19 protein-coding genes are annotated in these 22488 nt (G+C 57.4%); 11 read left to right on the forward strand and 8 right to left on the reverse strand.

Annotation, left to right across the window (positions count from 1 at the left end; translation table 11 throughout):
• The first annotated feature begins 35 nt into the window (after nt 1-35).
• The 3 genes from zntB (at nt 36) to dbpA (ending at nt 2880) form a co-directional block, all read left to right on the forward strand.
• Nucleotides 36-1019 carry a zinc transporter ZntB gene (gene zntB, locus ACT3IC_RS19360; protein ID WP_103179832.1) on the forward strand — a complete coding sequence of 328 codons (984 nt, stop codon included), beginning with the start codon at nt 36-38 and terminating at the stop codon, nt 1017-1019.
• A 282-nt stretch (nt 1020-1301) separates the two neighbouring features.
• Entirely contained in the window at nt 1302-1478 is a 177-nt protein-coding gene (gene ynaL, locus ACT3IC_RS19365) for a proline-rich small protein YnaL (protein ID WP_269776161.1), read from the forward strand.
• A gap of 28 nt (nt 1479-1506) precedes the next feature.
• Nucleotides 1507-2880, forward strand: a complete 1374-nt coding sequence (gene dbpA, locus ACT3IC_RS19370; protein ID WP_103179830.1) for an ATP-dependent RNA helicase DbpA — start codon at nt 1507-1509, stop codon at nt 2878-2880.
• Between the two features lie 44 nt (nt 2881-2924).
• Here dbpA and ttcA read toward each other — a convergent pair whose 3' ends face one another.
• Entirely contained in the window at nt 2925-3860 is a 936-nt protein-coding gene (gene ttcA, locus ACT3IC_RS19375; RefSeq protein ID WP_103822179.1) for a tRNA 2-thiocytidine(32) synthetase TtcA, read from the reverse strand.
• A 246-nt stretch (nt 3861-4106) separates the two neighbouring features.
• Here ttcA and ACT3IC_RS19380 point away from each other — a divergent pair, with 246 nt between their 5' ends.
• From ACT3IC_RS19380 to ACT3IC_RS19390, 3 genes are all read left to right on the forward strand, one after another.
• Complete coding sequence (locus tag ACT3IC_RS19380) at nt 4107-4184, forward strand: hypothetical protein (RefSeq protein WP_225759512.1); 78 nt, start codon at nt 4107-4109, stop codon at nt 4182-4184.
• A 237-nt stretch (nt 4185-4421) separates the two neighbouring features.
• Complete coding sequence (locus ACT3IC_RS19385) at nt 4422-4928, forward strand: hypothetical protein (protein WP_103179828.1); 507 nt, start codon at nt 4422-4424, stop codon at nt 4926-4928.
• 83 nt (nt 4929-5011) lie between these two features.
• Nucleotides 5012-5434, forward strand: a complete 423-nt coding sequence (locus ACT3IC_RS19390) for a GFA family protein (RefSeq protein WP_420193818.1) — start codon at nt 5012-5014, stop codon at nt 5432-5434.
• Nucleotides 5435-5502: 68 nt separating this feature from the next.
• Here ACT3IC_RS19390 and ompC read toward each other — a convergent pair whose 3' ends face one another.
• Together ompC and nifJ are read right to left on the reverse strand one after the other, a co-directional pair.
• Nucleotides 5503-6618 carry a porin OmpC gene (gene ompC, locus ACT3IC_RS19395; protein ID WP_103179826.1) on the reverse strand — a complete coding sequence of 372 codons (1116 nt, stop codon included), beginning with the start codon at nt 6616-6618 and terminating at the stop codon, nt 5503-5505.
• 399 nt (nt 6619-7017) lie between these two features.
• Nucleotides 7018-10542, reverse strand: a complete 3525-nt coding sequence (nifJ, locus tag ACT3IC_RS19400; RefSeq protein WP_473478687.1) for a pyruvate:ferredoxin (flavodoxin) oxidoreductase — start codon at nt 10540-10542, stop codon at nt 7018-7020.
• A 267-nt stretch (nt 10543-10809) separates the two neighbouring features.
• Here nifJ and ACT3IC_RS19405 point away from each other — a divergent pair, with 267 nt between their 5' ends.
• Nucleotides 10810-11076 (forward strand): putative hemolysin, encoded by a 267-nt coding sequence (locus tag ACT3IC_RS19405; RefSeq protein WP_103179824.1) that lies wholly within the window; start codon nt 10810-10812, stop codon nt 11074-11076.
• Here ACT3IC_RS19405 and hslJ read toward each other — a convergent pair whose 3' ends face one another.
• Nucleotides 11077-11490, reverse strand: a complete 414-nt coding sequence (hslJ, locus tag ACT3IC_RS19410; protein ID WP_103179823.1) for a heat shock protein HslJ — start codon at nt 11488-11490, stop codon at nt 11077-11079. It abuts the gene before it with no gap.
• 579 nt (nt 11491-12069) lie between these two features.
• Nucleotides 12070-13059, reverse strand: coding sequence for a 2-hydroxyacid dehydrogenase (locus ACT3IC_RS19415; protein ID WP_103179822.1), 990 nt, complete (start codon nt 13057-13059; stop codon nt 12070-12072).
• A 209-nt stretch (nt 13060-13268) separates the two neighbouring features.
• On the opposite strand from ACT3IC_RS19415, the gene ACT3IC_RS19420 reads away from it, so the two are divergent.
• Genes ACT3IC_RS19420 through ACT3IC_RS19430 form a run of 3 tightly spaced genes read left to right on the forward strand, consistent with a single transcriptional unit; the run spans nt 13269 to nt 16424 of the window.
• Nucleotides 13269-15908: a YdbH family protein gene (locus ACT3IC_RS19420; RefSeq protein ID WP_473478690.1), complete on the forward strand. Its 2640-nt coding sequence runs from the start codon at nt 13269-13271 to the stop codon at nt 15906-15908.
• Complete coding sequence (locus ACT3IC_RS19425; protein ID WP_039028506.1) at nt 15905-16096, forward strand: YnbE family lipoprotein; 192 nt, start codon at nt 15905-15907, stop codon at nt 16094-16096. Before ACT3IC_RS19420 ends, ACT3IC_RS19425 begins: the two co-directional genes overlap by 4 nt.
• Before the next feature lie 7 nt (nt 16097-16103).
• Nucleotides 16104-16424, forward strand: coding sequence for a YdbL family probable chaperone protein (locus ACT3IC_RS19430; protein ID WP_103179820.1), 321 nt, complete (start codon nt 16104-16106; stop codon nt 16422-16424).
• Here ACT3IC_RS19430 and feaR read toward each other — a convergent pair whose 3' ends face one another.
• Nucleotides 16425-17333 (reverse strand): transcriptional regulator FeaR, encoded by a 909-nt coding sequence (gene feaR, locus ACT3IC_RS19435; protein ID WP_159339410.1) that lies wholly within the window; start codon nt 17331-17333, stop codon nt 16425-16427. It abuts the gene before it with no gap.
• A gap of 236 nt (nt 17334-17569) precedes the next feature.
• Between feaR and ACT3IC_RS19440 the strand changes: the two genes are divergently transcribed.
• Nucleotides 17570-19069, forward strand: a complete 1500-nt coding sequence (locus ACT3IC_RS19440; RefSeq protein ID WP_473478694.1) for an aldehyde dehydrogenase family protein — start codon at nt 17570-17572, stop codon at nt 19067-19069.
• Between the two features lie 124 nt (nt 19070-19193).
• Here ACT3IC_RS19440 and ACT3IC_RS19445 read toward each other — a convergent pair whose 3' ends face one another.
• On the reverse strand, nt 19194-20243 hold the full coding sequence (locus tag ACT3IC_RS19445) for a GGDEF domain-containing protein (RefSeq protein ID WP_159339651.1): 1050 nt from the start codon (nt 20241-20243) through the stop codon (nt 19194-19196).
• A 40-nt stretch (nt 20244-20283) separates the two neighbouring features.
• Nucleotides 20284-22260 (reverse strand): alkyl/aryl-sulfatase, encoded by a 1977-nt coding sequence (locus ACT3IC_RS19450; RefSeq protein ID WP_180210942.1) that lies wholly within the window; start codon nt 22258-22260, stop codon nt 20284-20286.
• Nucleotides 22261-22488: the final 228 nt, after the last annotated feature.

Consider the following 22488-nt stretch of genomic DNA (forward strand, 5'->3'; position numbering starts at 1 on the left):
ACTGACAGCAAAGAAAGGCTACTGGCGGAGGCGCTGTGGAAGGCATAAAAGGATCGGAAGTTAACGTTCCTGACGCAGTATTTGCGTGGTTACTGGATGGAAAAGGCGGGGCGCGGCCGCTCACCGACGACGATACTATCGATCAGCAGCATCCCTGCTGGCTACATCTGAACTATACCCACCCGGAGAGCGCCAACTGGCTGGCCTCTACGCCGTTGTTACCCAATAACGTGCGCGACGCGCTGGCCGGGGAGAGCCTGCGGCCTCGCGTCACCCGCATGGGCGAGGGGACACTGATTACGCTGCGCTGCATTAACGGCAGCACCGATGAGCGCCCGGACCAGCTGGTGGCGATGCGCCTCTATATGGACGAGCGGCTTATTGTCTCGACCCGGCAGCGCAAAGTGCTGGCGCTGGATGATGTCGTCGGCGATTTAAAAGAGGGCACCGGTCCGCAAGATTGTGGAGGCTGGCTGGTGGACGTCTGCGACGCGCTGACCGATCATGCCAGCGAGTTTATCGAAGAGCTGCACGATAAGATTATCGATCTGGAAGATAATCTCATCGACCAGCAAATCCCCCCCCGCGGTTTTCTGGCGTTATTAAGAAAGCAGCTGATTGTTATGCGCCGCTATATGGCGCCTCAGCGGGATGTCTATGCCCGGCTGGCGAGCGAACGGTTTCCCTGGATGAGTGACGATCACCGTCGCAGAATGCAGGATATCGCCGAGCGACTGGGGCGCGGGCTGGATGAAATTGACGCCTGTATCGCACGAACGGCAGTCATGACCGATGAAATTTCGCAGGTGATGCAGGAGTCGCTCTCGCGCAGAACCTACACCATGTCGTTGATGGCGATGGTCTTTCTTCCCAGCACCTTCCTGACAGGCCTGTTTGGCGTCAACCTGGGGGGGATCCCCGGCGGCGATTTCCGCTTCGGCTTCTCACTGTTTTGCATCATGTTAGTCGTTTTGATTGGTGGTGTTGCATGGTGGTTGCATCGCAGTAAATGGTTGTAAATTTACATTTTTTCGACGCCATGAATTTCTTAAAACGCTATTTTAATTGAGCGAAGTCAAAAAACGATTTACCCATAAGGTGCAATATCTCTTCCGCAGGTGAATGCAACGTCAAGCGATGGGCGTTGCGCTCCATATTGTCTTACTTCCTTTTTTGAATTACTGCATAGCAAAATTGATTCGTACGACGCCGACTTAAATAAGTCGGCTTTTTTTTGCCTGCAACTCAGCAGCGACTAACCTAAAAGAGACAAACGCGTTCTTCTGGAGGGTTATATGGCCATGCTTTTATCACTGCTGCTGCAACCCCTGCGGCAATCGGACCCGGTGCCTACTGATCCGGTGCCGGTTCCCGATCCGATTCCACGCCCACAACCGATGCCGGATCCACCACCGGACGAAGTGCCGATTAAAATGTCGCATCAGAGGCGGAGATCTGCGAGGATACGCGCCTGCTGACTGTGAGTCTTTTACCGCGAGAATAACTGTGACTGCTTTTTCAACGCTGAACGTACTGCCTGCCGCCCAACTCGATAACCTGAACGAGTTGGGTTATCTGACCATGACCCCTGTACAGGCTGCCGCGCTGCCAGCGATCCTGGAAGGACGCGACGTCCGTGTACAGGCCAAAACCGGCAGCGGTAAAACGGCTGCCTTCGGTCTTGGGCTGTTACAGCAGATTGACGCCACGCTGTTCCAGACGCAGTCGCTGGTACTTTGCCCGACGCGCGAGCTGGCGGATCAGGTCGCAGGAGAGTTACGTCGTCTGGCGCGTTTTCTGCCAAACACCAAAATTTTGACCCTCTGCGGCGGACAGCCGTTCGGGGCACAGCGTGACTCTTTGCAGCATGCCCCGCACATTATTGTTGCTACGCCGGGGCGTTTGCTCGACCACCTGCAGAAAGGCACCGTCTCGCTTGATGCGCTGCAAACTCTGGTGCTGGATGAAGCCGACCGGATGCTCGACATGGGCTTTAGCGACGCCATTGATGAAGTGACCCGCTTTGCGCCGCCAACGCGCCAGACGTTGCTCTTCTCCGCTACCTGGCCGGAGGCGATCGCCGCCATCAGCGGACGCGTGCAGCAAAATCCGCTCGCCATTGAAATTGATTCTGTGGACGCGCTGCCCGCCATTGAGCAGCAGTTTTTTGATACCACCCAGCGGGGCAAAATCCCGCTGCTGCAAAAACTGCTCAGCATTCACCAGCCTGCCTCCTGCGTGGTGTTCTGTAACACCAAAAAGGATTGCCAGGCGGTCTGCGATGCGCTGGCCGAGGCGGGACAGAGCGCCCTGGCGCTGCATGGCGATCTTGAGCAGCGCGACCGTGACCAGACCCTGGTACGTTTCGCCAACGGCAGTGCCCGCGTGCTGGTCGCCACCGACGTCGCCGCCCGCGGCCTGGACATTAAATCCCTGGAGCTGGTGGTGAACTTCGAGCTGGCCTGGGACCCGGAAGTACATGTTCATCGTATTGGCCGTACTGCGCGAGCCGGTAACAGCGGTCTGGCGATCAGTTTCTGCGCGCCGGAAGAGGCACAGCGTGCCAACATCCTGGCGGAAATGCTGCAAATCAAACTGAACTGGGTTGATGCCCCGGCTAACGTCACCATTACGCCGCTGGCGGCAGAGATGGCAACGCTCTGTATCGACGGCGGTAAAAAAGCCAAAATGCGTCCCGGCGATGTACTGGGGGCGCTGACCGGTGATATCGGGCTGGACGGGGCAGACATTGGTAAAATCGCGGTGCATCCGGCGCACGTGTATGTGGCGGTGCGTCAGTCTGTGGCGCAGAAAGCGTGGAAACAGCTGCAAAACGGCAAGATTAAAGGCAAAAGCTGCCGGGTTCGTCTGCTGAAATAAGCGGGCGGGAAGCGTCTCAGCGTGGATGCTGAGACGCTTAAAAATCATTTCACTTCGATAACGTTCAGGCGCATCTCATCAAGCTGGGTGTCATCCTCTTCAGGCTGCCAGCCCGCCGGTTTCATCGGGATCTCTTCGCGGTCAAACGCCAGATCGCCGCCGTTTACCACTTCAGAACCGTGCTGAATTCCTTTGAAATCAAACAGGTTGATATCGCAGAGGTGCGAAGGCACCACATTCTGCATTGCGCTGAACATGGTTTCGATTCGGCCAGGATAGCGTTTATCCCAGTCACGCAGCATGTCGGCAATCACCTGACGCTGCAGGTTTGGCTGTGAGCCGCACAGGTTGCACGGAATGATCGGGAAGGCTTTGGCCTCGGCAAAACGTTCGATATCCTTTTCGCGGCAGTAGGCGAGCGGGCGGATCACAATGTGCTTCCCGTCGTCGCTCATCAGCTTCGGTGGCATACCCTTCATTTTGCCGCCGTAGAACATGTTCAGGAACAGCGTCTGTAAAATGTCATCGCGGTGGTGACCCAGAGCGATCTTGGTTGCACCCAGCTCTGTCGCGGTACGGTAAAGAATGCCGCGGCGCAGGCGAGAGCAGAGCGAGCAGGTGGTTTTCCCTTCCGGGATCTTCTCTTTAACGATGCCGTAGGTGTTCTCTTCAACAATCTTATATTCGACGCCCAGCTTCTCCAGATATTCCGGCAGGATATGCTCCGGGAAGCCCGGCTGCTTCTGATCCAGATTGACGGCCACTAACGAAAAATTGACCGGCGCGCTTTGCTGAAGATTGCGCAAAATTTCGAGCAAGGTGTAGCTGTCTTTGCCGCCAGACAGGCAGACCATGATGCGGTCGCCTTCTTCAATCATGTTGTAATCGGCAATGGCTTCACCCACATTGCGGCGAAGACGCTTCTGAAGCTTGTTAAGGTTATACTGTTCTTTCTTGGTAATATCTTGATTTTGCGACATTTAATAGTGGCTCAATTCGTTTGTGGCTAAAGCAGCTCAGGCGGCTCCCCCATTAAAAGGGGGGCAGCAGGTCAACATGAAAAAGTATGGCGTGTATGGTACGGATTACGGCGATGAATGTCAGCACGTTTTACAGCGCGTAATCATCCTGTTCCACGCGTTGGGTTTTTTTACCGTTTGCCGCCTGGCTGTATATTGGCAACCAACGCTATAGTAGTAGTCCATCCACAACAACGGGAGGTACTCATGCAGTATGTTGAAAAAGATGACCCGCGCGAGGCGCCGGAATCGGGTGATAAAAAACCCCAACCCGTCAAAAAATAGCTGACCGTGAGTAATACCCGCGCCACCAGTATTTACTGGTGGCTTTTTTATCGCCTTTCCCCGTCACATACCTTCGCGACATGTCTCACTGCCGCTCAGTAACTCGTACTGTATCTGTGCCGTGCACTCACCAGAAAGAGGCATAGGCCATTAATAATTGACCCTGTACGATTGAGGAGTGCCAGGTAACAGAGACGATGGTGAGCAAAAACAGACTAATACGATGAGGTGATAACGATGGGCAAACAGTGGCAACTGATCGTGAGTATATTCATTTTAATCGCAATGTCTTCAGTCGCCCGGGCGAACACCACCGCAATGGGGCTGACGTTAGGTAAAACCACGCTACAACAATTTATTAAAGCCTATCCCTCGTCCCTGCATGAAGGGCGCAGTAAGTGGAGCGACGGCGATATATTCTCCATTCCGAACCGGGAGCTGGGTTTAGAGGGGGTGAAAAATAACGCGGTGATCTTCAATAAGAGCGGAAAAATTACCGCCATTATGCTGGAGCTGGATAAGAGCCGTTTTGATGAAGTCGAAAGTATGCTGGCGCATAAATATGTGGTGGTGAAAAAACAGATCTCTTTCGCCGGTGATAAATACGCCAAATACCAGAATGACGAAGATTTAATCGAACTCGACGCCCCCTATTTATCGTCCGTCATGAAGCTCACCTATTCAGAACAGATTTTTCAGGAGGCGTATCTGAAAAAGAGCGCGGAGGAATATATCCGGCGCTGACGGGAAGCCTGGCGTACACTTAGCCAGGACGCGGCGTGCCGTCACGCCGCCTGTGAGGGCATGGTTAACGCAAGGAGCCTGTAATGTCGAATAGAGTTTCTGCTCAGTGTCACTGCGGTGCGGTCCGGTTCACCGTTGAGCTCTCTGACGGGTTCAATACTATCCGCCGCTGTAATTGTTCATTCTGCCGGATGCGTGGGGCGATTGCGGTCTCGGCGCCGTTATCCGGTATCACGATTATTCAGGGCGAGTCGCTGCTGACCGAGTATCGTTTCAACACCCAGACGGCTGTGCACTATTTTTGTTCTGTCTGCGGGATTTACACTTTCCACCAGCGTCGCTCAAATCCGGATCAGTATGGTGTTAACGTTGCCTGCATTGAAGGCGTCTCGCCGTTTGATTTCCCGGAGGTTCTGGTAATGGAAGGGCGCGTTCATCCCAATGATGGCGGCGGAGGGGTGGCCGGAGTGCTGCGCTATAGCGCAACGGGGAAAGCGGAGAAGTGATCGCTATACAGCAGAGAGGCCATTTATCTTGTCTCAGGTAGCCCGCGCCGTAACGCGGGCTCATTTCATCAGAACTGGTAAACCAGACCTAATGCGACGATGTCATCGGTGCTGATGCCATTGTCTTTGTAGAACTGGTCATCTTCATCCAGCAGGTTGATTTTATAATCCACATAGGTGGACATATTTTTGTTGAAGTAGTAAGTCGCACCCACTTCAGCATATTTAACCAGATCCTGATCGCCCTGGCCGTTATCGAGATCTTTACCTTTCGACTGCAGGTAAGAGACAACCGGACGCAGGCCAGAATCGAACTGGTATTGTGCGGTAACTTCAAAGTTCTGGGTTTTGTTGGCTACCGTGTTGGCTTTTTTACCGTCACCATAAGGGGTCATGTTACGGGTTTCAGAATACATGGCCGCCAGATAGATATTATTGGCGTCATATTTCAGGCCAGTGGTCCAGGCATCCGCTTTGTCGCCGCCCGCAGTCGTATTGCTCACCTGGTCGTTGGTACGGTCAGAAGAGGTGTAGGCCGCCGCTGCGCTGAGGCCCATGCCGAAGTCGTAGGAGGTAGAGATACCGAAGCCGTCACCGTTCTCATAACGCACGTCACGGCCGTTGTTGGTGCCTTCGTTACCGTTATTATCGCCTTCGTTGTTACCCTGGTACTGCAGGGCAAAGTTCAGACCTTCAACCATGCCAAAGAAATCGCTGTTACGGTAGGTTGCAACGCCGTTCGCACGGCCGGTCATGAAGTTATCGGCTTTGGTGTAGGAGTCGCCGCCGAACTCTGGCAGCATATCGGTCCAGCCTTCCACGTCGTACAGCACGCCATAGTTACGGCCATAATCAAATGAACCGTAATCGCCGACTTTCAGACCGGCAAACGCCAGACGGGTCCAGGACTGATTGCCAGAGTCTTCCGTGTTGTTTGCCTGGACGTTGTATTCCCACTGACCGTAGCCGGTCAGGGTATCGTTAATCTGGGTTTCGCCCTTAATGCCCATACGGATATAGGTCTGGTCGCCGTCAGCACCGCTGTTGTCGGAGAAATAATGCAGACCGTCTACTTTACCGTACAGATCTAATTTATTGCCGTCTTTATTATAAACCTCTGCTGCATTTGCTGCGCCAGCCATTAAAAGAGCTGGAATCATGAGAGCCAGTACTTTTCTTTTCATTGTGACTAATCCTTACGCTATTTTTATTTAAATATTTTTTAACTTTCCACGGAACTTCCTGCGCTGGAAAGATGTCCCATGCTAAATCACTCTCTCTTTTAGCGATAAAACATAATTGTTACCAGGTAAGTAAAATCTAAAGAAATTACTGCTGTAGAAATGGTCATAATTTTGGTGAATGTGTTTAATTAATCCATATAAAACTAAAATTATCCATTCTCCCCTGAAACCAGTAAAATCAGCGGTGTTATATGCCTGTAGTTATTTTTCCGTTTATCGCATAAATAACTTTTTAATATAGGTACTGTTATTTATCGCTAAACAGGAGCCGCCCGCCAGACACTTTCTGGCGGGCTTTTTTTATCGGTAAAGAAAAGCCCGGACAGGCCGGGCTTCGGGTTATTCGCTGGCCGACTTTTCGGCTTTCCCGGCAAGCTGGGCCAGGAAGTCATAGCGTTTTTGCAGATCGGCGGCGGCGTCTTTCCACAGCTGCTCAGCCACCTCGGGCTGCTGAGCATTGAGACGGCGGAACCGCTGTTCCTGCAACAGCGTCTCTGCCAGCGCGTCAGACGGCGGGCGGGAATCCAGCGCCAGCGGCAGTTTGCCCTCGTCGGCACGACGCGGATCAAAGCGGTAGAGCGGCCAGAAGCCCGTCGCGGTCAACTGGCGCATCTGATCGTGGCTCAGCGCCAGATCGTATCCGTGCTCTTCGCAAGGGCTGTAGGCGATAATCAGCGACGGGCCAGGATAGGCCTCCGCCTCCTGAATCGCTTTCACCGTCTGGTTCAGCTGTGCCCCCAGCGAGATCTGCGCCACATAAACATGACCGTACATCATCATGCTGACGCCCAGGTCTTTACGCGCCTTGCGTTTGCCATGCTCGCCAAACTTGGTCACCGCCCCCAGAGGTGTCGCCTTCGAGGCCTGGCCCCCGGTATTGGAGTAACACTGGGTATCCAGCACCAGAATGTTCACGTTCTCGGTCAGGCTGAGAACATGGTCCAGACCGCCAAAGCCAATGTCATAGGCCCAGCCGTCGCCGCCAATCAGCCAGATCGATTTCTCGACCAGCGCATCGGCATCGGTTAACAGCTCTTCTGCACCTTCCACGCCCGCCAGCGCCTGACGCAGCTCGGCCACCTGCTGACGACGTACATCAGGCGTTGCCTCGCTGTGCAGGGCGCTGTTCAGCTCCGCCGGGATCGTATCGGCAAACTGTTCCAGCAGACGCATCACCCGTACGCGGTGTTGATCCACCGTCAGGCGGAAGCCGAGGCCAAATTCGGCGTTATCTTCGAACAGCGAGTTCGCCCACGCCGGGCCGCGCCCGTTGGCATCAGTGGTGTACGGCGTTGACGGCAGATTACCGCCATAGATCGACGAACAGCCGGTCGCATTGGCGATCAGCATCCGGTCGCCATAGAGCTGGGTCAGCAGCTTGATGTACGGCGTCTCGCCGCAGCCGGAACAGGCGCCGGAGTACTCGAAGAGCGGAGTGATCAGCTGCGAGGTGCGAATGTCGATGCGCTCGAGGCTGTTGCGATCGATCTCCGGCAGGTCGAGGAAGTAGTCGTAATTCACTTTCTCCTCTTCCACATGCTCAAGGCGCGACATCATGTTAATGGCCTTGATTTCCGGATTCTGTCTGTCTTTCGCCGGGCAGACCTCCACGCAGAGGTTACAGCCGGTGCAGTCTTCCGGGGCGACCTGCAGAACATATTTCTGGCCGCGCATGTCGCGGGATTTCACATCCAGCGAGTGCAGGCTGGCGGGGGCAGCTTCCATGGCCTCAGGGGAGACCACTTTGGCGCGGATAGCGGAGTGCGGGCAGGCCGCCACGCAGTGGTTACACTGGGTGCACAGCTCCTCTTTCCAGATTGGGATCGCTTCAGCGATATTGCGTTTTTCCCAGCGGGTGGTCCCCATCGGCCAGGTGCCGTCCGGCGGCAGGGCGGAGACGGGCAGAGCATCGCCCAGCCCGGCCAGCATCGCGGCGGTGACGGTTTTCACAAAGTCTGGTGCGGCGTCCGACACCACCGGCGGGCGGTTCGGGCTGCGGGCGTTGACCGGCTGCAGTGGCACTTCCGCCAGCGACTCCCGCGCCAGCGCCAGCGCCTGCCAGTTACGCTCCACCAGCTCCTGGCCCTTGCTTCTGTAGCTTTTGGCGATGGCCCCCTGCAGCTCCATCAGGGCGCTGTCGCCGGGCAGGATGTGGGTCAGATGGAAAAAGGCCATCTGCATAACGGTGTTAATCCGCGCCGCCAGGCCGCATTCACGGGCGATTTTCGCCGCATTAACGATCCAGAACTTCGCTTTTTTCTGGTTCAGCACCGCCTGCACTTCCTGCGGCAGGCGCGCCCAGACCTCATCGGCGCTGTAGGGGGTATTGAGCAGGAAAATCCCGCCCGGTTTGAGGCGCTCGGCCATCTGGTATTTGTCGATAAACTGCAGCTGATGACAGCCGACGAAATCGGCCTGCGACACCAGATATGCCGAACGGATCGGCTGTTCGCTGACGCGCAGATGGGATACCGTCAGCCCCCCGGCTTTTTTCGAGTCATAGACGAAATAGCCCTGGGCATACCACGGCGTGGAGTTACCGATGATCTTGATGTTGTTCTTGGTCGCCGACACGCTGCCGTCGCTACCCAGCCCGTAAAAGAGGGCTTCCAGCTTCGCGGTTGACGGCAGGGTATTTTCCGGTAGCGACAGCGACAGATTGGTCACATCGTCATAGATACCAACGGTAAAGCGCCGCTTCGGCTTCGCGGCGCTCAGCTCGTTAAAGATGGCCAGCACGCAATCCGGGCCAAACTCTTTCGACGACAGCCCGTAGCGCCCGCCAATCACCCGCGGCAACGTCTCGCGCTCGCCGCCGTTAAAGGCTTCCGCCAGGGCGGTCATCACGTCCAGATAGAGCGGTTCGGCCTGCGCGCCGGGCTCTTTGGTACGGTCCAGCACCGCCACAGAACGCGCGCTTTCCGGCAGCACCGCCAGCAGATGTTTGGCCGAGAACGGACGGTAGAGACGCACCTTCAGTACGCCCACCTTCTCGCCCCGGCGCAGCAGTTCATCCACCACCTCTTCACAGGTGCCGATGGCGGACCCCATGATGACGATCACGCGTTCTGCCTGCGGGTGGCCGTAATACTCAAACGGCTTGTACTCACGCCCGGTGGCGGCGGCAAAGTCGGCCATCGCCTGGTCCACATGGTCATACACCGCGTCATACCACGGGTTGGTCGCCTCGCGGGACTGGAAGTAAGTATCCGGGTTAGCGGAGGTGCCGCGGATCACCGGGTGCTCCGGGTTCAGCGCCCGGGCGCGGTGGGCATCGATCTCCGCCTGGGGAAGAAGGTTGCGGATCGTCTCATCTGAGAGCGAGACAATTTTATTAATCTCGTGGGAGGTGCGGAAGCCGTCGAAGAAGTGGATAAACGGCACGCGGCTTTTGAGCGTCGCCATATGTGAAATCAGCGCCAGATCCTGCGCCTCCTGCACGCTGCCAGAGCAGAGCAGGGCGCAACCGGTCTGGCGGACGGCCATCACGTCAGAGTGATCGCCAAAAATCGACAGGGCATGGGTGGCGATAGTGCGCGCCGCGACGTGCAGCACGAATGGCGTGAGTTGTCCCGCTAGCTTGTAGAGCGTCGGGATCATCAGCAGCAGACCCTGCGACGACGTAAACGAGGTGGAGAGCGCGCCGGTCTGCAGCGCGCCGTGGACGGTGGCAATCGCCCCGGCCTCCGACTGCATCTCAACCACGCGAGGGGTATCACCCCAGACGTTTTTCAGCCCGTTACCGGCCCAGGCATCGGCCTGTTCCGCCATGGTCGAGCTGGGTGTAATGGGGTAGATGGCGATCACTTCACTGGTGCGAAACGCGACGGACGCGACTGCGCCATTGCCGTCAATAGTTTGCATATGACACCCTTACATTGCGCAAAGAAAGAGGGACCCGTAACGCATCGGCGGGTCCTGTAATTATCTTGTGAGTTTAGCAAAGGGGCGCTGAAACGATTTTCGCTTTTGTGTCCTGCTTATTGACGCTACCAATGGCTCGATCAAACTTTTGCGTAAAAATAGCGAACAAAACGTTTTACAACGTGGAAAATCGTGGTTTCGCTCTCGACGGACGCGGACGGGGTGCCTATTATGCATAGGTTTTGCAATTCAACGAGGGGAGAGATTATGCGCGCAGCATTTTGGGTTGGGTGTGCCGCTTTGTTACTGTCGGCCTGCAGCAATGAACCTGTTCAGCAGGCAACCGCCGCGCACGTCGCGCCGGGGATGAAGGCGGCGATGTCCAGTTCCGGCCAGGCAAATTGCGCCATGATTGGCGGTTCGCTGTCCGTTGCGCGTCAGCTGGATGGCTCCGCCATCGGCATGTGCGCGCTGCCCAACGGCAAACGCTGCAGTGAACAGTCGCTTGCCGTGGGATCGTGCGGCAGTTACTGATTATTCTGCGCGTTTGAAGACCAGCGTCGTCTCGGCCGTCGCCAGGGTTAATACATCTTCCGTCAGATCCACCTCTGTGCCGCTGCGCAGCATCGTTCCGATGGCGTGATCCAGTTCATTGAGCTGGGGTTCGGTGCAGAGCTTACGCGTCATGGCGAGATCGTTGACCTTCAGCTCGCCATCGGAGAGCTTGCCCTGGCCGCTGAAGCGGTTGCACATCACCCCTGAGACCGCCATTTTTTCGCCGAAGGTGATTTCCGGCGGCGTGGTGACCGGGGCGACGGCGGCGCCGTTGATGCTTTGCAGCACAAAGCGGTGCTGCTGGAGCTGTTCTTCCTGGACAGAGGCTTTCCCTGGGTTAACACAGCCTGTCAGCGCCATGCTGAGGAGCGTTACTGCGACGAACGTTTTCATGTTTCTTCTCAATATATTCACTTCATAAATAGCTAATGCATAGTCTATTGCGCTGGCGGGGATTGTCTTGCGGGTTAATCTGAAATGTGGGGGGATGGGTTTGGGGTTTGGGGTTTGGGGTTTGTAGGCCCGTGCAAGCGTAGCGCCGCCGGGCAATGCACGGAATAATATGTTGCGGTGGAGGTGGTTCCGTTCACCTTGCGTTCGCTGCTTCTCTGTAAACCACGTCACCGGTGAACGTGTTAAGGGGGCTATCGCCGCCCCCTTAACAATCCCGGCTCCCGGCAAGAAAATCGCCGCTTCGCGGATTGTTCGCCCCATCCCTGGGGCTCACCCCTCCGGGGCCAGCGCAAGCGCTGTCCAAAATTGCTCCCGGCAATTTTGTCCTCAGCTTATTCCTCCAGGCTTTCGGGTCGGGCACCAGCCTGCATCCATGCAGGCTATGCCCTCTCGGCGCGTCCATGCGCCTCGCCCCGGCCTTCCGGAAACGCTTCGGCGATTTTCAGCCGGACCAGGGAGCCGCTGTAGGCTAATTATTCCCTTAAGGATATGAGCTGCTTTAAGTTAAAGGCTCTTTCCTCAGAACAACGCGTTCGGGCAGGCTTCGCCTTTCTCCAGCTGACTCAGGTTACCCAGCGTCGTCTCCGAAATGCTGATCAGCGCCTCAGCGGTCAGGAACGCCTGGTGGCCGGTGAATAGCACGTTGTGGCAGGCGGAGAGGCGGCGGAAGACGTCATCCTGAATCACATCGTTGGATTTGTCTTCAAAGAAGAGATCGCGTTCGTTCTCGTAGACGTCCATCCCCAGCGCGCCGATTTTTTGCGTTTTCAGGGCTTCGATGGCGGCCTGAGAGTCAATCAGCCCACCGCGACTGGTGTTGATAATCATCACGCCATCTTTCATCTGGTCGAAGGCGCTCTGGTTCAGCAGATGGTAGTTGTCAGCGGTTAACGGGCAGTGCAGGGAGATCACGTCTGACTCTGCGTACAAGGTTGCCAGGTCAACATACTCCACCCCCAGATCCAGCGCGGCGGCGCTTGGGTAAGGGTCAAACGCCAGCAGGCGCATACCAAACCCTTTCAGGATCCGCAGGGCCGCTACGCCAATTTTACCGGTGCCGATCACCCCGGCGGTTTTGCCGTACATGGTAAAACCGGTCAGCCCTTCCAGGGAGAAGTTGGCATCACGGGTGCGCTGATAAGCACGGTGAATACGGCGGTTTAAGGACATCATCATGCCGATGGCGTGTTCAGCCACCGCTTCCGGGGAGTAGGCGGGCACGCGCACCACCTGCAGACCCAGCTCTTTTGCCGCATCCAGATCCACATTATTAAAGCCCGCGCAGCGCAGGGCGATGTACTTCACACCCTGTTTTTTCAGCTCTTCCAGCACCGGACGACTGCCGTCGTCGTTAACGAAAATACAGACCGCGTCACACCCGTGGGCGGTTTTGGCTGTTTTTTCATTAAGCAGAAAGTCGAAAAATTCAAGTTCGAAGCCATACTCCTCGTTAACGTGCTGCAGATACTTTTTGTCGTATTGCTTTGTACTGTATACCGCGAGTTTCATAAGACTTTCTCCAGTGTGTTTTCAATTACGGTAGCATGATTAAAATAATCTTACAATTTATAAAATTTTATTGAATTCAATAAGTTCTATGGATAATTATGTAGCAACTATCCTTAAAAGTGGCGTTCGCTTCAACTGATCGGCTAAACATGCCACAATATTCGATATTGTCGGCTAATTTTTTCGCTAAATCAGGATATTAACTGCCCATGAGGGGTACATACAAAGCCTCGATCGCGCTACTGCTTCTGATCGTTCTTTTGCCGCTGACGCTACTACTGACGCTTGCGCAGTGGGTGCCTACGCTTGCCGGGATCTGGCTCCCCGCCGGGACCCGCATCGCCTTTGAAGAGAGCCCGCGCCTGACCCGCAGCGCGCTGGTCATCCCCGATCTGCGCTATCTGGTGGAGGAGTGCGAAATCGCCCGCGTCAAAGACGCTACCCTCAGCCACCCAAGCCGCTGGAAGCTTGACATCGGCGCGCTGGATCTCAACAGCGCCTGCCTGAGCAAAATCCCCGCCAGCGAGCCCACGCCCACCGCGCCGCGCTCCCTGGCCGAATGGCAAGCCCTGCTACCCAACACCTGGCTTAACATCGACCGCCTGACACTCTCCCCCTGGCAGGTGTGGGAGGGGAAATTAACCGCTTCGTTGACACCGTCCCTGCAAGAAATTGTCTACCACGGAGATAAGTTTAGCCTGCGGGGAAAACTACGCGGCCGCTCGCTGACGGTAAGCGATGTCACGCTTAACCTCCCCGATAATCCCCAGCCGGTAAAACTGGTGGGGGAATTTACTCTGCCGCTGGTGCCGGATGGCCTGCCGGTGCAGGGGCACACGGTGGCGACCTTTACCGTGCCGCAGATCTCAACCCTTGTGGATGCCGAGCTTGAGTGGCAGGACAACCAGGGCCAGCTGGTGATGATTGCCCGGGAGAGCGGCGAGCCGCTGCTGGATCTCCCCTGGCAGATCACCCCGGAACAGTTCACCATCAGCGACGGGCGCTGGCGTTGGGTTCAGGCCGGTGTTCCCCTGAGCGGACGGCTGGGGCTTAAGATCGATAACTGGCAACAGGGCACGGAGAAGGCTATCGTCAGCGGGCGAATGAACGTGCTGACTCAGGGCGATGCCGGGAAGGGCAACGCGGTGCTCACCTTCGGCCCCGGCAAGCTAAGCATGGACAACACCGCCATGCCGATGCAGCTCACCGGCATTGCCAAACAGAACGACCTGACGCTCTACGCGAAGCTACCCGCCACGCTGACCGGCAGCCTTGCCGAGCCCCGGCTGGCATTTGCCCCGGGGGCGCTGCTGCGCTCCCGGGGGCGGGTTATCGACTCCCTGAATATCGACGAGGTGCGCTGGCCGCTGGCTGGCGTGGCGCTCACCCTTAACGGCATCGATGGCCGCCTGCAGGCCATCTTACGCGCCCATGAACAGGAGATGGGGGATTTCACCCTGCACCTGGATGGCCGGGCCAGCAATTTTCTGCCGGATTACGGATTGTGGCAATGGCGCTACTGGGGGGAGGGCAACTTTACCCCGATGCAGGCCCGCTGGGACGTGGCGGGCAGGGGGGAGTGGCGCGACAGCGTGATTGAGCTGAGCGCGCTTTCCACCGGCTTCGATCAGCTGAAATATGGCACCCTGCATGCCAGCGCACCGCGCATGGTGCTTGAGCGCCCAATCCGCTGGCAGCGCGACCCTGCCGATCCGCACTTCAGCGGCGCGCTCTCCTTCGATGCCGGAGAGACCACCTTTACCGGCGGCAGTGTATTACCCCCCTCAACGATCAAATTCAGCGTGGAGGGTAGCGATCCAACATTTTTCCAGTACAAAGGCACCCTTAACGCCAGAGCCATCGGCCCGGTGCAGCTGAACGGGCGCTGGGACGGGGAGCGTCTGCGCGGCCAGGCCTGGTGGCCGAAGCAATCCCTGACCGTTTTTCAGCCGCTGATCCCACCGGACTGGAAGATGACCCTCAGGGAGGGGGAGCTTTATGCCCAGGTGGCTTATTCCGCAGCGGCGGATCAGGGCTTTGAGGCCGGAGGCCACGGCGTGCTGAAGAGCGGTAGCGTCTGGATGCCGGACAACAAAATCAACGGGGTCGACTTTGTCCTGCCGTTCCGCTTCAGCCAGGGCACCTGGTCGCTGGGAACCCGCGGTCCGGTGACGCTGCGCATTGGCGAGGTGAAAAACCAGGTCACGGCCCGCAACATCACCGCCGATCTGCAGGGCGATTACCCCTGGAGCGATGCCAGTCCGCTGCTGCTGAGCGACGTCAGCGTCGATCTGTTGGGCGGTAAAGTGACCCTGCAGCAGCTGCGCATGCCCCAGCACGATGCGGCCCTGCTGCGGGTGCAGAATCTCTCCGCCAGCGAGCTTATCAGTGCGATAAATCCCAAACAGTTTGCCCTGTCCGGGCCGTTCAGCGGGGCGCTGCCCTTGTGGCTGGACAACGACAAGTGGATCATCAAAGATGGCTGGCTGACCAACGCGGGTCCGATGACGTTGCGTCTCGATAAAGAGACTGCCGATGCGCTGGTGAAAGAGAACGGGGCGGCGGGCGGCGCGATTAACTGGCTTCGCTATATGGAAATTTCGCAGTCGTGGACGAAACTCAATTTAGATAATCTGGGTGAATTAACCCTGGCGTCGACCTTGCGTGGCGCCAGCCGCGTGGAGGGCCAGACACAGGCCGTCAACCTCAACTATACCCATCAGGAGAACGTGTTTACCCTCTGGCGCAGCCTGCGTTTTGGCGACAAGCTGCAGACGTGGCTGGAGGAGCACGCGGCACTACCGGATAACCGCTGTCCGACAGGCAAGGAATGTAAGGAACAACCATGAAAAAGCTGGCCGGTGGCTTCACCGCGATTGTGATACTGACGCTGACAGGCTGCACGCCGAGGATAGAAGTGGCGGCGTCGAAGGAGCCCATCACCATCAACATGAACGTCAAAATTGAACATGAAATCCACATCAAAGTGGATAAAGATGTGGAATCGCTGCTGAAATCGCGCAGCGATCTCTTCTGAGGCCGCCATGAGAAAATACTTCACGCTCATTCTGCTGACGCTGGGGCTTTGTGCGCCCGCGTTCGCCCTGACCCTCAACGAAGCCCGCACCGAGGGGCGCGTGGGGGAAACGCTGAGCGGCTATATCGCCCCGCGCAGCCAGGATCGCGAAACCCTGGCGCTGGTGGAGCAGATCAACAAGGCTCGTACCGAGAGTTATCAGCGGCTTGCTGACAGCAATAACCTTCCGGTCGATGAGGTGGCCAAAATGGCGGGAAGCAAACTGGTTGCCCGCGCCCGCCCCGGCGAGTATGTCCAGGGCGTCAACGGCAGATGGTTACAGAAGTGATTAGCGGTGGCGTTTGCGGTATTCGCCAGGGGAGATCCCAAAGCGCTGCTTAAATGCCGTGGAGAAGTGGCTATGGTCGGTAAAGCCCCAGCTGTAGCCAATGCCCGCCAGTTTCTCATCGTCACGAGCGCTACGTAGCATCTGCGCGCAGAGATCCAGCCGACGGTTCTTGATGTACTGCGCCACCACCAGCCCTTTCTCGGCAAACATCCGGTACAGGCTACGCACCGACATCCCGCACTCCGCCGCAATCCACTCCGGTCGCAAATGTTCCGCCTGAATATGATCGTCGATGAGCGTCAGAACGTGGCTGAACTGGCGCGCCTTGCGCGGCTGCACGCTTTCACGCTGCTGCAATACCGGGCGCAGCAGACAGACCATCGCCTCCAGCGCGGCTTCGCTCTCGGTTTCACTCAATCGCGGATTGTTCATGCTCTCCTGCAGCAGACGATAGCTGAGCTGGACGGTAGGCAGGCTGTGGGAGAGTTTTTGCGCGCAGCTCACTTCCTGAAAACGAAAGTGCTGCTCAAGGATCTGGCGCGGGAGCAGCAATGAGATCTGCCGGGATTTTTCCGGCCAGTAGATCGAGCAGGGGCGGGAGGCGTCGATCAGGGTGATATCTCCCGCGTTGAGCATAATTTGCCGGTCGTCCTGCTCCAGTCCCGCTTCACCTTCCAGCTGAAAGACAGTGTAGAACCAGGCATCGTTGCTGGTCTTAATCTCCTGGCGGGTACGAAACAGATTCACGCCGCCAGCGGTGACGGTGCTGAGCTTCAGGGTGCCGGTCCAGGTGGATTCCAGCTCGCCGTAAAACTCGCCGCTCATGGGCCGGGCCGCAAAACTTCCGCAAGCCTGATTAATCTGCGCCAGCCACTGCTGATAATTGTCCGTTTCCTTTGCACTCGCCATCGTCTGACCTGCTACGTCGTGAATGTTTAAACATTGTTGCATTTATGTTTCTAATTACCCGTGACATGGGGCGAAATATAGGCAAGAACACCACGGTGTAACAGAGCGAAACGGCACTATTGTCGCGTTTTGCGGCACCTGTCACAGGGGGCAAAGCGAATGTCACAGAGATAAAAGCGCACTGCGCAAACCCATCTTAGACTGCGATGACACCCTGCGAATAATAAGGAATCGCTATGTCTGATACACAGGTCGCAGTACTGCACAGCGTGCAGCAATTTCTGGATCGCCAACATGGCCTCTGGATCGAGGGACAACCGTCCGCCTCCGACAGCGAAAAGCGTCTGGATATCTTTAACCCGGCAACCGGTCAGGTGATTGCCTCTACCGCCGATGCCAGCGCGAAAGATGTGGATCGCGCGGTGATGTCCGGCTGGCGCGCCTTTGTGGCCCGCAGCTGGTCCGGCAAACTGCCGGCGGAGCGCGAACGTATTCTGCTGCGCTTCGCCGATCTGGTGGAGCAGCACACCGAGGAGCTGGCCCAGCTCGAAACCCTGGAGCAGGGTAAATCCATTAACATCTCCCGCGCCTTTGAAGTGGGCTGCACTCTGAACTGGATGCGCTACACCGCGGGGCTGACCACCAAAATCGCCGGTAAGACGCTGGATCTCTCTATTCCGATGCCGCAGGGAGCGCGCTACCAGGCGTGGACGCGCAAAGAGCCGATTGGCGTGGTGGCCGGGATCGTGCCGTGGAACTTCCCGCTGCTGATTGGCATGTGGAAAGTGATGCCCGCCCTGGCGGCCGGCGGCTCTATCGTGATCAAACCGTCCGAAACCACGCCCCTGACCCTGCTGCGCGTGGCGGAGCTGGCAACCGAGGCCGGGGTCCCGGACGGCGTCTTTAACGTAGTGACCGGCAGCGGGGCGGTGTGTGGCGCTGCGCTCACCAACCATCCGCATATCGCCAGGGTGAGCTTTACCGGTTCTACCGCCACCGGGAAACAGATTGCGCGCGCCGCCGCCGATCGCCTGATGGGGGTGACGCTGGAGCTGGGCGGTAAAAACCCGGCGATTGTCCTGAAAGATGCCGATCCGGCATGGGTGATCGAAGGCCTGATGACCGGCAGCTTCCTGAACCAGGGCCAGGTGTGCGCCGCCAGCTCGCGTATTTACGTCGAAGCGCCGCTGTTTGATACCGTGGTGAGCGGTTTTGAGCAGGCGGTGAAATCCCTCAGCGTCGGGCCGGGGATGTCCCAGGAGGCGCACATCAACCCGCTGGTTTCCCGCGCCCACTGCGACAAAGTGCAGACCTTCCTTGATGAAGCGCAGTCGCGCCAGGCGGAGCTGATTACCGGCAACCGTGGTCCGAACGATCAGGGTTACTACGTGTCGCCGACGCTGGTGGTGAACCCGGACGCCAGCCTGCGCCTGACCCGCGAAGAGGTGTTTGGTCCGGTGGTCAACCTGGTGCGCGTCGCTGACGGCGAAGAGGCGCTGCGCCTGGCGAACGATACCGAATATGGCCTGACCGCCAGCGTCTGGACGCAAAACATCAGCAAAGCGCTGGAGTACACCGACCGCCTGCAGGCGGGAACCGTGTGGGTGAACAGCCATACCCTGATCGACGCCAACCTGCCGTTTGGCGGGATGAAGCAGTCCGGCACAGGCCGTGATTTCGGCCCGGACTGGCTGGATGGCTGGTGTGAAACCAAATCGGTGTGCGTGCGCTACTGACGCCCGGCGGCGCTGCGCTTGCACGGGCCTACGGTCTGGTCGGTTTGCCGCACCGCACCGTAGGTCCGGTTAAGCAGAGCCGCCACCCGACATCAGACCGCACCGTGCCAACAAAACCGCACCCTTAGCAGGACCAGCGATTTCGTCCTGCATTTTTTGCCCGGTAGAGCGCGGCATCGGCCTGGGCGATCACCTCGCTGGCCGTCTGACCAGCGGTCAGCGAGGCGATCCCCATGCTGACCGTAACGCTGTCGCTGACCGTTGAGGCAGCATGCGGAATAGCCGCAGCGCGCAGGCTCTCCTGAATGCGCGCCGCCACCTGTTCCGCCACTTTTTCCGTCGCATCAAACAGGATCAGCAGAAACTCCTCGCCACCGTAGCGTGAGACCACATCGTCCGGGCTGCGCACCACCTGTTTCAGCGCCTGCGCCACCGCCGCCAGACACTCATCCCCGGCCTGATGCCCGTAACGATCGTTGTAGCGTTTGAACTCATCGACATCGAGCATAATCAGCGCAAAATTGTTCCCCTGTTTGACCGCGTTTTCCAGCACGTTCTCCATCGCCCGGCGGTTAGCGGTACCGGTGAGCGGATCCTGGTGCGCAAGGGCATCCAGCCGGGCAATCAGCGCCTGGTTCTGCTGCTGACGCAGCCAGGCTTCATCAAACCAGCGCACTAAAATAAACCGCCCGTAAACCAGCACTACCGTAAAGATAAGCCACACCACGACGAAACGCAGGCTGATGCCCTCGTTCAGCACCAGGCTGGCAGCCGGCATCGCCGCCCACAGCGGCAGCGCATAGCTCATCAGCCCAACCGGAAAAAAATAGAGCCCTGCCAGCGCCGTCAGGAGCAGGGTGGTGCAGAGCGGCCAGGCGAAGGGCAGTTTCAGATGGGCGATAAACCAGACGGCGCAGCAGGCCCAGATCAGGCCTGCCAGCAGCAACAGCAGGCTCAGCCCGCGTTTTTTTTGCCAGACCAGCAGCAGGGAGAGGCTAAACAGAACAATGACCGCCAGCATCAGCCAATCGATCATCCTGGCGCTGAAGGCGTTCACCTGATACAGCGCGTCAATGCCGTCGAACAGCCCATTACGCAATAAGACCATCAGCGCAAAGCCGATGTTGACGAGCGCCAGCCACGGCATGCTGAGAGTCAGTCCGCGGGTGACCATATCCCTGCGGGCGAAAGGCTCCGCCCGCAGGCTGGTGGGTTTACGGTGTAACAATGTTGAACCAGAACTCAAATTTATCCATATAGCCCAGCATGGTATCAAGTTTTGCCCCGTCACCGGTAACCTTCACCGCGCCGCTCTCCTCAGCCTGTTTCAGGGTGGTTTCCTTGAGGATGATTTTATTCAGCGTGTCGCGGCTCAGGGTGATGGTGGCGTCGGCGTCGGTCGCTTCGGCATTGGCGGTGTGGTTCAGCACCCCATTTTCCAGCTCGAGCTTGTACTTGCCGCCGTCGCTGCCGAGGTCGATGTTAAACACCGATTTCGCGGTTCCGGCTTTTTCACCGTTAATGTGAACCGCCAGATAGTCGAAGAACATCTCCGGGGTCATCGCCCGCACCGTATCCGGGCTGGCGGTGTTCGGGGTCGGCCCTTTCACCACGCCGTTACGCAGCTCCTGCGCGCCGGTGAGGTAGAAGTTACGCCACGGGCCCGATTCCGCCTGATAGCCTAACTGCTCAAGCGCGTCCGCCTCCAGGTTACGGGCCGCCTGGTTGTTCGGATCGGCAAAGACCACCTTGCTCACCACCTGCGCCACCCAGCGATAGTTACCCTGGTCGAAGTCGGTTTTGGCCTTCTGCAGAATGGCGTCGGCGCCGCCCATATAGTCTACATATTTCTTCGCAGCCTCTTCCGGCGGCAGCTCATCCAGGGTCGCCGGGTTGCCGTCGAACCAGCCGAGATAGAGCACGTAGGTGGCTTTCACGTCGTGACTTACCGACCCGTAGTAGCCCCGGTTAGCCCAGGTGTGCGCCAGCGAATCCGGCAGCCTGAAGTTTGCCGCAATTTCATCCCGGGTCATGCCCTGGTTCGCCATGCGCAGGGTCTGGTCGTTGATGTAGCGATACAGGTCTCGCTGGCTTTTCAACAATTTATTGACGTTTTCATTGCCCCAGGTTGGCCAGTGGTGCTGAGCCATCAGCACTTCGGCTTTATCACCCCAGCGCACAATGGCTTCGTTGATATATTTTGACCACGGCAGCGGCTCGCGGATCTTCGCCCCGCGCAGGGAGTAGGTGTTATGCAGGGTGTGGGTGACATCCTCGGCGGATTCGATCAGTTTTTTCTCTTCGATGTACCAGAGCATTTCGGACGGCGCTTCTGAGCCCGGCGCCAGCATAAAGTCATAGGTCAGGCCGTCGATGGTCTCTTTCTGTCCATCTTTTTCGATGATATTGGTCGGCGCAAGCAGGGTTACGGTCCCGGCGGAGGTCGTGGTGCCAAGCCCCGCGCCCACCTGACCTTTAGGATCCGGCTTCAGCAGGTTGCCATACATATAGCTGGCGCGGCGGCTCATGACGTTCCCGGCCATAATGTTTTCTGCCACGGCGGCTTCCATAAAGCCGGCCGGGGCGTAGATTTTGACTTTCCCGGCTTTGACATCGGCCTCATCCACCACGCCGCGCACGCCGCCGTAGTGGTCAACGTGGCTGTGGGTGTAGATCACCGCTACCACCGGTTTCTGCCCGCGGTTTTTGTAATAGAGATCCATCCCGACTTTTGCCGTTTCAGCAGAGACCAGCGGGTCGACCACGGTGATACCGGTCGCCCCTTCGATAATGGTCATGTTTGACAGGTCAAGGTTTCGGATCTGATAGACCCCATCCGTGACCTCAAACAGACCGCTGATATTAATCAGCTGCGCCTGACGCCATAAGCTGGGGTTGACGGTATCCGGCGCTTTGTCCCCCTCTTTAATAAAGGCGTACTGCTGGGGATCCCAGACCACATTGCCCTGTTCGCCTTTGATCACCTCGGTCGGAAGTGCAGCGATAAAGCCTTTATGGGCATCGGTGAAATCGGCATTGTCGGAGAAGGGCAGCTGGCTGAAGAGGGCATTATTGGCTTGCTGAGTGGCGGCGGCAGCCTCTTTTGGCGCTTCTGCGGCAAATGCAGGAGTGCCGGCAGAGATAAAAACGCCTGCAAGCGCAAGGCTTCTTGCTATCAAGTTGAATCTCATCCTAAAAACCTCTCAATGTTCATACAACGACGTAAGGGAGAACTTCGTGTGATGTCCATAAAAAACGTTTTAAGAAAGGCAACCCGGACGGCATGGGTATGATTAACTATAAGCAAGGAAAGCTGTTCAGAAAATAAACGACTTAAACTAAATTCAATAGCGGTGTAGGTCGGGTAAGCGCAGCGCCACCCGACAATGCCCGGCGGCGCTGCGCTTGCACGGGCCTAC

The organism is Leclercia sp. GHBNCSD (assembly GCF_055805075.1).